Genomic DNA, 12,681 nt, shown 5'->3' with positions numbered 1-12,681 from the left:
TGAATATCAATGACGTGCATAAGTCTTGTCGAGCAGGTTGATGGGCGCCAGCGCCTCCCCTGCCTCCTTGGCGTTGCGGGTCTTTTCCTTCACCTTGGGATCGAGCCAGAGCAAACCGCCGCTACTGTGAGGATAACCATCCATCGGCCAGTAGAGCAGATCCGGCGTGTTCTTGGTGGCAGGCACTTCCGGCAGCATCACATAACGCCAGCTGCTGGCCCGCACATAGTTGAGCTGCACCCCGGGCACGAAGATGGCGAGGTCATAGATGCGCTGCTGGATCTGCTGGGAGAGCTTGGCCCGTTTGGCCATGTCGAATTCGACGTTGTAGGCGTCGATCAGCGCGTCCAGCTCCTTGTCCGCTACGTTGAACAGGTTGTTGGTCTGCGGTTTGTTGGCGTTGGCGGAGTGGAAAAACTCCCAATATTGCGGATAGAGACCGCCGCCGCCCCAGCCGAGCCAGGCCGCTTCGTGTTTCTTCTCCAGCATCACCTTGAAACCGGTGGCGCCATCCACCAGGTTAAGCTCCAGATCGAGACCCGCCTTCTTGGCCTCCTCTTTCAGCACGGTCAGGCGCTTGGAGTGCTCCTGACTGGTGTAGGTGAGCGCCAGCGTCAGCCGCTCCCCCTTCTCATTTTGCAGGATGCCGTCCGGCCCCGGCTTGTTGTAGCCGCCCTTGGCAAAGTACTCCCGCGCCTTGCCAATGTCATAAGCCCGCTCTGGCAGCGTGATGTCAGTGAACTCGCCAAAGCCCGAGTCGAAGGTGGTGGCTCTGTCATAGTCGCCGCGCAGCACGGTTTCGATCATCTTGTCGATGTTGAAGGCGTGCTGGATGCCGAGGCGCACGTTTACGTCCGCCAGCTTGGGGTTGGCCACATTGAGGTGCACCCCCTGACCGCCCTGTTTGGTGTCGGTCATGGCCATCACCTTCTGCACGTAGCCTTTTTTGTACTCCGGGGTGACCGCTTTTTCATGCCACCAGTTGGGCAGGATCATCTCGAAGGTATCGATCTCTCCTTTCAGGAAGTGGCGGAAGGCGATGTTGTGGTCGCGGATCACCTGCACCTTGATGGTGTCGATGTTGAATCTGTGCTGGTTGTAGCGATCATCCTTTGCCCACCAATCCTTCTGCTTGCTGAAGGTGACCGACTTGCCCTTCTTGACGTCGCTGATCACGTAGGGACCTGTGGTGGGCACCACGGCCCAGTTGTACTGCTTCACCCAGTTGGGGGTCAGCTTGTAGTAGTGCTTGGGCTGGGGCCACAGCTCGGTGGTGTTGAGCAGGTCCATCTTGGCCTTGCGGTTGCCCGCTTTGACCATAATGGTGTGATCATCGATCTTCTCTACCGCTACCACTTCAGTGGTGTAGTAGTTGTTGAACCAAGGCCCCTTGATGTGTTTGGAGCGCATCATCTCGTAGCCGAAGGTGTAGTCATCGGCATTGACCGGCTTGCCATCCGACCATTTGGCTCGCGGATCCAGCTTGAAGTAGACGGTCTGGCTGTCTGGCGCGATGGCCCAGTGGGTCGCGAGCGAGGGGATGGGGTTGCCGGTATTGGGGTGGAAGCTGATGAGTCGCAACTGGTTATCGAGAATAAAGGAGCGGAACGAACCGTTGGAGTCAGGCCCCACGGTGCGGAACGTCAGCGGAAAGCTCTCCACAAACATATTGAGGCTGCCGCCCGGCTGCGCCTTGGGGGAGGCGAACACCGGATCCGTGTCGTTGGTCTCCCATTTGAGATCCGCGGGCAGGCTGGCCGCCCAGACCCAGGATCCGTTTACCAGCACAAAGAGAGCACCTATCCATTTGATTTTATTTTTCATGTTTGACTTCCAAGTCTGGCCCCTGCACTGGGGGTCTTGATTGATAACGGGATTATCCCTTGCTCCCGGGACCGCCGATGGCGGCGGCCCGTCCTTCAGTAATCACTGTTCGTTACCCGACGCCTGCCGATGCGCTGGCATCGGCAGGCTTATTGGTAACGGGTAAATTTGCGCGGATCGAACGCCTCGCGGATCGCCTCGCCGATAAAGGAGACCATGATCAGCACCAGACTCACCGCTGCCACCACCGAGCTGACGATCCAGATGGCATCCAGATTGTTGATGCCCTGGGAGAGCAGCTCCCCCCAGCTCGGGGTCGGCGGTGCCAGCCCGAAGCCCAGATAGTCGAGTGCCGTCAGGGTCGAGATATTGCCCACCACGGCGAACGGCGCCAGGGTGACGATCATCATCAGGGTGTTGGGCAGGATGTGGTTGAAGATGATCCGCCCGGTGGTCGCCCCTTGCGCCCGCGCTGCCATCACATAGTCCCGTGCCCGCTCCTTGTAGGTGAGGGTGCGCATATACCAGGTGATCCCCATCCAGCCGAACAGCACGTTGATGGCGACAAACAGGCCAAAGTTGGGCTTGGCCAGCGACACCAGGATCATGATGACGTAGAGAAACGGCACCTGGGACCAGATCTCGATAAAGCGTTGCAGGATGAGGTCAAAGCGGCCGCCGAGAAAGCCCATCAGACAGCCGATGGTGACTCCGATGGCGTAACTGGCCGCCAGCGCGATAAAGGCAAAGCCGATGGCGATGCGAAAGCCGTAAACCAGTCGCGCCAGCACGTCTCGGCCGCTGGTGTCGGTGCCGAGGAAGTGGCGCTCAGCCGCGCTGGGGGCGTAGGGTGGGTAGGCATCCTCCTTGAAATCCTGCTCGTAGGGGTTCCAGGGCACCGGCGGCAGCAGCACCCAGTCGCCCTGGCCCTCTGCGGCAAACTTGGCCTTGAGCTGGCGGTAGTTGGTTTCGTACTCGTAATCGAGCCCGAACTGCTGACCGGGGATCACATCGCCATAGGTGGGGAAATGCAGCTGGCCCTGATAGCTCACCATCAGTGCCCGGCTGTTGACCAGCAGCTCCGCCAGCAGGGAGAGCAGCACCAGGGTGGTGAAGATGATGAAGGAGTAGTAACCGCGCTTGATCGACTTGAAGCGCTTGAGTTTTTTCAAGGTAACCGGATTGAGCTTCATGGTCAGTCTCCAAACCGCACGCGGGGATCAACAAGGGCAACACAGATATCGGAGACGATATGGCGTGATATCAGCATCGGCATGGCAATAGAGGTCTGGTGCATGGTCAATCTCCAAACCGCACGCGGGGATCAACGAGGGCAACGCAGATATCGGAGACGATATTGCCAATCAGCATCAGCATGGAGGTGATGGCCAGAATGCCCATGACGGTGGGGTAGTCCCGCTCGACGATAGCCTCGTAACCGAGCAGGCCGATGCCGTCGATGTTGAAGATGGTCTCGATGAGGAAGGATCCGCCAAAGAAAACGGTGAGCACTGACCCCAGGTGGCTGGCGATGGGGATCAGGCTGTTGCGCATGGCGTGGTCGGTGACCGCCTTGCGAAACGGCAACCCCTTGGCCACCGCAGTACGCACATAATCGGCCGACAGGTTCTCCATCAGGCTGTTTTTCATAGTCATGGTGAGGATGGCGAAATCACCGATGGCGTAGGCGATAAGCGGCAGCAGGGCGTGGGCAAAGACAGTGCGGATCTGATCCCAGCTGCTCTCCATATATTCAAAGTCGTCCCCCGGAAAACCGCCCATCGGCAGCCACTCCAGATGGAAGGCGAAGACAGTGATGAGGAAGATCCCCACCACGTAGGCGGGCAGGGCATAGGCCATGTAGATAAGCATGGAGCTCAACGAGTCGAAGCGGCTGTTGTGCCTGAGCGCTTTCGCCACCCCCAGCGGAATGGAGACCGCATAGCTCAGCAGAAAGGTCGCCAGCCCGAAGAAGGCGGTGACCGGGAGCCGCTCCTTGATGAGATCCCACACCGGTTCGTAGTAGCGGGTCGATTCGCCCAGATCCAGCACCGCCAACTTCTGCAGCCACTCCCAGTAGGCGACCAGCATCGGCTTGTCGAGGCCATAGAAGGCCTTGAGCTCCTCGATCTGTTCATCGGAGAGGGCCTGCGCCCCCTTGCTGCCACTGGAGCGGCCAGATTCATTCTGGGAAACCTGGGCTTGCAGCAGCATGCGTTCGACCGGACCGCCCGGCACGAAACGGGTGATGGTGAAGACGAGCAGGGTGATACCGAGAAACGTCGGGATGATCAAAAGCATCCGGCGTAGGAAATACGACAGCATGGTGGAACCTCGTCCTTGTTGTTCTTTTTTGCGGCCAGTCAAATCCGGTGACGGGCCTGTCCTTCCTGGCATTACGCGCTGGATTGGTTGCCAAACAGCAGACAATCCGCTTGGCCACTGTAAAAGCTCTGCAACAAAAATCAAGTACAAGGAAATGGAAAACTGGGACAAATGACCCGCTGAGACCAAAAGCATCGAAAAATGACGTTTTTTATCTGAAAAGTGAAAATCAAAACAAAACGCTACTGCTCAACATTATTTTAAAAAATATAAACAGCTGTTTGTTTTGGTTTTGTGTGATTCTAAGTTATTGATTTGTAATGCTTTTGTTTGGGGTGTGAAATTGAAGGAAAACGATATCATCTCGACAATTTTATCTGTTATCCCCATGAGAACGGTCAGGTGCAACCCTCATGAAGTTAGTGTTTTATTCTTATTAATGCCGATAAATCAAAATAAGATATAAACGGATAGCACGTTAACTAATAAGTTCATCAAATTTTAATTCAGCGCTATTTACGCCATTTAACAATGTCTTTACATTGCGCAAGTTGTTTTTGGCAGAATTATTCACTAATTATGCCGGTCAAAATTAATACACTCCGCTTATTCTACGCCTGACCTCGCCATACCCCTGCTCCATTGACGTCGCTAGTCAAAGATTGATAAGCCTTACACATCGCTCCAAAGAGGGCGGTATCAGGAAGCAAACAATAAACAACCAGGAAGGATATAAGCGATGCTTAGGAAGAGCAGAATCTCTGCTGCGATTGCGTTCGCCTTGGCGAGCCTTGCGGCGTCCCCATCCGTATCTGCCGAAGAAGGGCAGAACGTCGAAAAACTGCAGAAAATCAAAGTCACTGGCTCCCGTATCTCCCGTGTTGATGTTGAGACTGCACAACCTGTGCAGGTGATGAGCAAAGCCGACATCGAAAGAAGTGGTTTAACTTCTGTTGGTGATATTCTGCAGCGTATTCCAGCTATTTCAGGCCAGGCCCAAAGTACATCTGTTAACAACGGTGGCAATGGTACGGTTACCGTAAATCTGCGAGGTTTGGGCACGCAAAGAACGTTGGTATTGGTGAATGGCAGACGAATGGTGTATGGCGGCTCTGGCGCGAATTCATCTGTTGACCTGAATACTATTCCTGTTGCAATCATTGAGCGTGTTGAGATCCTTAAGAATGGAGCATCTTCCATTTATGGTGCTGATGCAGTGGGCGGTGTGGTTAACATTATCACCAAGACTGGATTTGATGGGTTTGAGCTGAATGGTCAAATTGGTCAAACCAGTAAATCCGATGCAGAAGCTCACGATGTGAACATGGTTGCCGGTGGTTCAACTGATGTTTCCAACTATGTTTTCTCTGCAGGTCTCGTTGAAGAAAAAGAAGCAATGGCCGGAGCCCGTTCTTTTTCAAATGTTGATTATGAGCATGACGGCGCGGGAGGCCAGTATATTGGTGGCAGTAGCCGTGTCCCTTGGGGCTATTTCAAAACTAGTCAAGGGGTTTTGACAAAGGGGCCTGAAGGCAGTGCAACCCTTCGTCCATATGATTCTGTTGCTGACGCATATAATTATGCTCCGGCAAACTACTTAAAAACACCAAGCAAGCGCTGGTATACATCCTTTTTTGGAGATCGCTCTCTGGGGCAATTGGGTGTGCTGGGGGAAACAAGGTTTTTCTCTGAAGCTTCTTATTTAAATCGTCAATCAGATTATTTATTGGCCGCGACACCATTGGCTTCAGGTACTGATGGTTTGAATCCCATCTCGAAAGATAATGCATTTAATACAACTGGTGAGGATATATCTGACTGGCGGTATCGTACTATTGAAGCGGGTGGTCGAAATAGGATGTTTGACTCATCAACTAGCCGATTGGTATTAGGCTTTGATGGGCAACTTGAAAACTCCTGGACTTGGGATACAGCGTTTGTGTATGGCAAGACCAAAACGACTGAGTCTGAACAAAATGTGTTTATGAAGGACCGTATTAATAATGCCATTGGCGCAACATCTGCTGATGGCAAGCAGTGTCTTGACTCTGGTGGAAAAGTAATTGCTGGTTGTGTGCCTTGGAACTTGTTTGGTGGTGGCTTAAGCCAGGAAGCGCTCAAATATGCGAGTTTTACCCGTAATGACAATGGCTCAAATGAGCAGCAGTCATTGGAGTTTAACTTGTCTGGTGATTTGCTAGAGTGGCAAGCAGGCACTATCGGGTTTGCTACCGGCTATCAGGTACGCAAGGAAAGTGGCGAAACTAATCCAGATGCATTGGTATCCCTTGGTAATGCAACCGGTAATGCAGAAACAGCCACCAAGGGGAGTTATGACGTTAACTCTTTGTATGGCGAGTTGATCGTTCCATTATTGTCAGATAAGCCTTTCGTAGAGTCTTTGGAAGCGAGTGTCTCTTCACGCTATGACAATTACAGCTCATTTGGTGACAATATCGCGATGGGTTATAGCATTACCTATCGCCCCTATAGTGACCTGATGTTGCGTGGTACTTATTCGGATGTATTCAGAGCACCGACAATTTCTGATCTCTATAGCGGTAAATCACAGAGCTTTGATCCATTGACAGACCCCACCGGTCAAGATGATGATCCGCAAAAGCCAGTTTACTACGGTGGTAATAGCGAGCTAAAACCAGAGCAAGGATATAGTACCTCTTTGGGGGCGGTATATTCACCTTCGTATATAGAGAATGCATCTCTGACAGTCGATCTCTGGTCGGTTAAACTGGATGACGTTATTGATGTTGTTAATCCTCAATATATGTTGGATCAGTGTTTTTCTAGTGGCCAGTTCTGCGACAAGATAGATCGAGCGCCAGATGGAAAAATAATGGGGATTGATGCCACCTATGCAAACTTGAATTCGTTGGAAACCAATGGCATAGATTTCAATGTTAAATATGCCTACGATTTCGATTTTGCAATGCTTGCTGCTAACTGGGAGAACTCATACTTAAAGAAATATGAGGTGACTCAGCCAAATGGTGAAACACTGGATTATGCGGGCTCGTTTGTGAGCGACCAAATTGGAAATTATTCAAAGTGGCGCTCAACAATGTCATTGGATCTGTTTAATGAAAAAGTGGGAGGAAGTTGGTCTGCGCGCTATATCAAAGGTGTTACTTACACAGATAGTGATATAGACTTTAAAGTACCCAGCATGGTTTACCATGACTTGAACGCACGGTATCAAGTAACCAATGAGCTGCGTTTAACTGCAGGTATTAATAACGTGTTTGATAAAACACCGCCACTTATCTTGAATGCACTGTCAGCGAATACAGATACCGTTACTTATGATGTGCTCGGTAGAACTTATTATCTGAGAGCGAATTACAAGTTCTAATCAACCCTGTTGATATACAACCTCAGCCGGCCCGGTCGGGCCGGCTGTGCCCAACGTCCAAGGAAGTTACGGAGATAGGGTAATCCTATGAAGACAAGGACCATTACAATGAAGAAAGCGCTCCTTGGCAGCCTGGTTTCGGCTGCCTTGTTGACCAGCTTCAATCTGAGTGCCGCCACTGCCGGTCAGGCCGTGGACGCTCAAGCCGCCACCGACAACGCATCCAAAGTTTCCCAGCAGAAGATCGACAGCTATGCCGAATCTGCCGAATCTGCATTGGCCCAGTACAAGGCCGCCCTGCGTCAGGTCGACAGTCTGCGCACCTACAACGAGCAGGTGAGCAAGATGGTCGAGTCCCAGAGCGCCGAGCTGGCGTCGATGCAAAAGCAGATCGCCCAGATTGATCAGACCAGCACCGAAGTGGTGCCCCTGATGCTCAAGATGATCGACTCCCTCGAGCAGTTTGTGTCACTGGATCTGCCGTTCCAGAAGGTCGAGCGCGAGGACCGCGTGGCGGCTCTGACCGACCTGATGAACCGGGCCGATGTCACCATCTCCGAGAAGTATCGCAAGATCCTGGAGGCCTACCAGATCGAGGAGGGCTTCAGCCGCACCATCGAGGCCTACAAGGCGAGCCTGGACAAGGATGGCAGCGAGAAGACCTACGAGTTCCTGCGTGTTGGCCGCATCGCGCTGCTTTACCAGTCCCCGGATGGTCAGGAGACCGGCATGTGGAACAAGCAGACCCGTCAGTGGGAAGAGTTGCCCCAGGAGTATCGCAGTGCGGTTGAACAGGGCCTTCGCATCGCCAAGAAGCAGGCGCCTCCCGCGCTGATCAAGCTGCCGGTTCAAACTGCGGAGAAAGCATCATGAAAGGAATCAAACTTGCTATTGCCTCCCTGATTGCGGGAGCAACCCTGGTCACCCTGCCGGTGACCGCCGCCGAAAAACCGGTGGATCTCAATGCGCTGCTGAACCAGGTCAAGGCCTCCAGCCTGAGCGAATCCCAACTCAACAAGGAGCGGGAAGCCCGCTTCCTGGCTGACAAGAACGAACAGGGGGCGCTGCTGGCCAAGGCCAAGGCCGAGCTGGCTGCTGAAACCGCCAAGGGCGAGCAGCTCAAGGCGACCTTTGATGCAAATGACAAGCAGCTGACCGAGCTGACCGAAACCCTGCGCCAGCGTTCCGGCAACATGGGCGAGATGTTTGGTGTACTGCGTCAGTTCGCCGGTGAGTTCAAGGGGATCTTCAACGCCTCCGCTCGTCGGGTCGAGCATCCGGAGCAATCCGCCCTGTTGACCCGTCTGGCCGAGAGTAAAGAGCTCCCCTCCAGCGATGATCTGGAAGCGTTCTGGACCACCACCCTCAGCCGCATGGTGGACGGTGGCAAGGTGAGCCAGATCCCGGCGACCGTGGTTTACGGCGAGGGCAACCAGGCCGAGAAGACCGTCACCCAGATCGGCGAGTTCAACACTGTCTCCGAAGGCAAGTACCTCACCTTCGTGCCGGAGACCGGCAAGTTCGAGCAGCTCTCCCGTCAACCGGAGAAGAGCGTGCTGGCTCCCATCGCCGAGTTTGAACAGGGCGGTGACGGGGTCAAGCCCATCTTTATCGACCCGTCTCGCGGCGTGATCCTCTCCCTGCTGGTGCAGTCACCGACCCTCAAGGAGCGTATCGATCAGGGCGGTTCCGTGGGCTATGTGATCCTGGCATTGGGGGTCATAGGTACCCTGCTGGCCATCTTCTGCGGTATCCGCCTGTCGCTGATCGGCTCGTCCATGCGCAAGCAGCTGAAATCTGATCAGATCATCAAGGGCAACCCCATTGGTGACATGCTGGGGGCCTACCAGAACCATCGCGGTGACAACATCGAGGATCTGGAGTCCAAGCTCGACGAGATCATCCTGCGCAACGTGCCCAAGTTCGAGAAGGGCATCAGCCTCATCAAGCTGATCGCCTCCGTCGCGCCGCTGCTGGGCCTGCTCGGCACCGTAGTGGGGATGATTGCCACCTTCCAGGCTATCACCCTGTTCGGTACCGGCGATCCCAAGCTGATGGCGGGCGGTATCTCCGAGGCGCTGGTGACCACCATGCAGGGTCTGGTCGTCGCGGTGCCCATGCTGTTCCTCTACACCATTGTGCAGACCCAGAGCCGTCGTCTGATCCAGGTGCTGGAAGAGCAGAGCGCCGGTTTCGTCGCCCGTTATCAGGAACGTCTGCACGCCTCCAAAGCCGCAGCGTAAGGAGTCACTCATGTGGTTCTGGTTGATTGAAGAAGTCGAGTCGGTCCGCCGGTTTTTGGGATTGGGGGGCGATGTACTGGTCGCCCTGTTCTTCCTGACCCTGATGATGTGGGCCCTGTTGCTGGAGCGCTGGTTCTACTTCATGGCGGTCTACCCCAAGCAGGTGAAGCAGACCAAGGCCACCTGGCTGGCCCGCACCGATCATCTCTCCTGGTCTGCCAAGCAGATCCGGCGCGAGCTGGTCTCACGAGTTGCCATGGCGGTGGACAAGGGGATGCCGGTCATCAAGGTGCTGATCGCTCTCTGCCCGTTGATGGGGCTGCTCGGGACCGTGGTGGGGATGGTGCAGGTGTTTGACACCCTAGCCATCACCGGCACCGGTTCGCCGCGGGCGATGGCATCGGGGATCTCCAAGGCAACGGTACCGACCATGGCGGGCATGATCGCCGCCCTTTCCGGCCTGTTTTTTGTCAACCAGCTCGATCACAAAGCCAAACTGGCGGTGCAAAAGCTGGAAGACAACCTGAAACACGGTTGATGCAGGATGCATACCCCCGGCGAGGCATGGCCTGCCGGGGGCACAGAACAAGCAAGGAGTTTCTGCTATGAGAAAACGTTACAGCGACAGCGGTGCTGACGAGGCGGCTATCGATTTGACCCCCATGCTGGACATAGTGTTCATCATGCTGATCTTCTTCATCGTCACCACCTCCTTCGTCAAGGAGTCCGGTGTCGAGATCAACCGTCCCAGTGCCAGCACGGCCGAGACGGTGAAGAAGGGCAATATCATGGTCGCGGTGCGCGAAAACGGTCAGGTCTGGGTCGACAAGCGTGTGGTCGAAGTGGGGGCGGTGCGCGCCAACATCGAGCGGCTGCGGGCCGAAAACCCGGAGAGCGCCGTGGTGATCCAGGCCGATAACGAATCCCGTTCCGGTCTGGTGGTGCAGGTCATGGATCAGATCCGCATGGCCGGTGTCCAGAACATCTCCATCGCGGCAGACAAGAGCAGCTGATGCCGGAGAGAGACCTATGAGATACCTGATATCGTTGGCGGTCTCCTGTGTGGTGGTGTTCTTTCTGTTTCTGGGAATGAACAAGCTGATCACACCGGATCACCGGGAGTTGGTAGAGAAGGATGACGTCACCATGACCGATTTCATCCGCCTCAAGCCCCAGGAGACCCTGCAAGAGAAACAGCGGGAGCTGCCCAAACCGCCGCCGCCCAAGCGTCCGCCGCCGCCTCCCGAGATGGAAGTGGCCAGCACGGATCGGCCGAAGATGGAGAGCGCGCCGATGGACATGCCCAAGCTCGACATCCCGGTCAACATCGGTGGTGGCAACGCGCTGGGTGCCTACAGCACCGGCGGCGGTGGTGGTGGAGTCGGTGGCAATAATGGCGCCATTCCGCTGGCGACCTTCGAGCCCATGATGCCCCGCAAGGCGGCACTGGCGGGGCTGGCCTCCGGCAAGGTGCTGGTGGAGTTCACCGTCACCGAGCGCGGCACCGTCAACAACGTGCGGATCGTCAAGGAAGAGCCGCGCAGCTATGACCTCGGCAAAGAGGCGCGCAAAACCATCGCCAAGTGGACGTTCAAACCGGCCATGGTGGATGGCAAGCCGCAGGCGAGCCGGATGCAGCAAGAGATCGAGTTCGCGGTCAACTAAGGAAGGTGGCGATGAACAAGTTACACAAGATGATCCTCGCCCCGGTCGCCATGGCGGTGCTGCTCAGCACCGCCAGTTGGGCCGCCGAGCAGCCGGCCCTGTCGGATCGGGCCTATCGGGCGGTCAACAAGGCGCAGGAGCTGATCACCGAGAAGAAATACGGCGAGGCCAATGCCAAGCTGCAAGATGCGCTTTCCGGCGCGGGCGAGCGGGTCTACGACAAGGGGGTCATATTGCAGACTCTCGGTTTCGTGGCCGCCCAGCAGGAGAAATACGGTCAGGCGACCAAGTACTTTGCCGATGCCATCGCGACAGGCGGCCTGCCGCCACCGGTGGCCCAGCAGGTGCGCTACAACCTGGCCCAGCTCTATATGGCGGAGGGCAATTATCAGGGGTCGATCAAGACCATGAAGGAGTGGTTTGCCAACCAGGGCAAGGATGACAAGCCCAACTCTCATGCCTATATCACGCTGGCCAACGCACACGTGCAGCTCAAGCAGTACCGTGACGCGATCCCGGCGGTGGATCAGGCGATCAAGCTGTCGGCAGGTAAAGCGCCGGAGTCCTGGTATCTGCTGAAGATGGGGGCTCACTACGAGCTGAAACAGTACAAACCGGCGACCGAGGTGCTGACCTCTCTGGTCAACATGTTCCCGGAGAAGAAGAAGTACTGGACCCAGCTATCGGCCATGCATATGCAGGCAGGCAACGATGCCAAGGCGCTGGCGGCGCTGGAGTCGGCCTATAACCTCGGCATGTTGACCGAGGCCGCCGAGCTGCAGCGCCTCGCCAACTACCTCGCCTTCACCGGCATTCCCCATCGCGCCGCACGGGTGATGGAGAAGGGGATGAAGGATGGAGTGATTGAGCAGAGCGCCAGCAACTACAAGACCCTGGCCAACTACTGGCATCAGGCCAAGGAGCTGGATCCGGCCATCGACACCCTGGCCAAATCCTACCAGCTGGCCCCGAGCGCCGAATTGCAGCTGAAAATGGCGCGCATGATGATCCAGAGCAAACGCTATCAGGATCTGGTGGCGCTGGCCGCCAAACCGGCAGCCAATGCCAATGGTGAACAGCGGGCGGATCTCAAGTTCCTGACCGGGGTCGCCTATTTTGAGCAACAAAAGCCGAAGGAGGCCCTCAACGCTTTCACCCAGGCGGCTCAGAATGGCAACGTCAGCGGTCGGGCATCTCCGTGGATCAGCTTCCTCAAGGAGCAGAGTGGCACCGGTGAGGCAGCCGTCCAGTAAT

Annotated in this window: 10 protein-coding genes; 7 read left to right on the top strand and 3 right to left on the bottom strand. The window is 55.6% G+C overall.

Translation table 11 applies throughout. The features are described from left to right. Nucleotides 1-6: 6 nt before the first annotated feature. The 3 genes from ACB040_RS03155 to ACB040_RS03145 all read right to left on the bottom strand — a co-directional run bounded on the left by ACB040_RS03155 (nucleotide 7) and on the right by ACB040_RS03145 (nucleotide 4,149). Nucleotides 7-1,824: an extracellular solute-binding protein gene (locus ACB040_RS03155; protein WP_338772403.1), complete on the bottom strand. Its 1,818-nt coding sequence runs from the start codon at nucleotides 1,822-1,824 to the stop codon at nucleotides 7-9. Nucleotides 1,825-1,973: 149 nt separating this feature from the next. Beyond that, complete coding sequence (locus ACB040_RS03150; RefSeq protein WP_013724081.1) at nucleotides 1,974-3,017, bottom strand: ABC transporter permease; 1,044 nt, start codon at nucleotides 3,015-3,017, stop codon at nucleotides 1,974-1,976. A gap of 106 nt (nucleotides 3,018-3,123) precedes the next feature. Further along, nucleotides 3,124-4,149 carry an ABC transporter permease subunit gene (locus ACB040_RS03145; RefSeq protein WP_031227629.1) on the bottom strand — a complete coding sequence of 342 codons (1,026 nt, stop codon included), beginning with the start codon at nucleotides 4,147-4,149 and terminating at the stop codon, nucleotides 3,124-3,126. A 739-nt stretch (nucleotides 4,150-4,888) separates the two neighbouring features. Here ACB040_RS03145 and ACB040_RS03140 point away from each other — a divergent pair. The 7 genes from ACB040_RS03140 (at nucleotide 4,889) to ACB040_RS03110 (ending at nucleotide 12,680) form a co-directional block, all read left to right on the top strand. Next, on the top strand, nucleotides 4,889-7,519 hold the full coding sequence (locus ACB040_RS03140) for a TonB-dependent receptor (protein ID WP_338772398.1): 2,631 nt from the start codon (nucleotides 4,889-4,891) through the stop codon (nucleotides 7,517-7,519). A 108-nt stretch (nucleotides 7,520-7,627) separates the two neighbouring features. Then, nucleotides 7,628-8,392 carry a DUF3450 domain-containing protein gene (locus ACB040_RS03135; RefSeq protein WP_005338938.1) on the top strand — a complete coding sequence of 255 codons (765 nt, stop codon included), beginning with the start codon at nucleotides 7,628-7,630 and terminating at the stop codon, nucleotides 8,390-8,392. Next, nucleotides 8,389-9,762: a MotA/TolQ/ExbB proton channel family protein gene (locus ACB040_RS03130; RefSeq protein ID WP_005338937.1), complete on the top strand. Its 1,374-nt coding sequence runs from the start codon at nucleotides 8,389-8,391 to the stop codon at nucleotides 9,760-9,762. The genes ACB040_RS03135 and ACB040_RS03130 overlap by 4 nt, the downstream gene beginning before the upstream one ends. Nucleotides 9,763-9,772: 10 nt before the next feature. Next, a complete protein-coding gene (locus ACB040_RS03125) occupies nucleotides 9,773-10,300 on the top strand; it encodes a MotA/TolQ/ExbB proton channel family protein (protein ID WP_005338936.1) in 528 nt (175 codons plus the stop codon). 67 nt (nucleotides 10,301-10,367) lie between these two features. Beyond that, nucleotides 10,368-10,775 (top strand): biopolymer transporter ExbD, encoded by a 408-nt coding sequence (locus ACB040_RS03120; protein WP_005338933.1) that lies wholly within the window; start codon nucleotides 10,368-10,370, stop codon nucleotides 10,773-10,775. Nucleotides 10,776-10,791: 16 nt separating this feature from the next. Further along, nucleotides 10,792-11,427: an energy transducer TonB gene (locus ACB040_RS03115; RefSeq protein ID WP_139732867.1), complete on the top strand. Its 636-nt coding sequence runs from the start codon at nucleotides 10,792-10,794 to the stop codon at nucleotides 11,425-11,427. 11 nt (nucleotides 11,428-11,438) lie between these two features. Beyond that, a complete protein-coding gene (locus tag ACB040_RS03110) occupies nucleotides 11,439-12,680 on the top strand; it encodes a lipopolysaccharide assembly protein LapB (protein ID WP_021230403.1) in 1,242 nt (413 codons plus the stop codon). Nucleotide 12,681 lies beyond the last annotated feature (1 nt).

Origin of the sequence: Aeromonas sp. S11(2024), assembly GCF_041402345.1 — a bacterium.
GTDB classification, from domain to species: domain Bacteria; phylum Pseudomonadota; class Gammaproteobacteria; order Enterobacterales; family Aeromonadaceae; genus Aeromonas; species Aeromonas veronii.
This window is presented reverse-complemented; position numbering and strand designations above follow the sequence as displayed.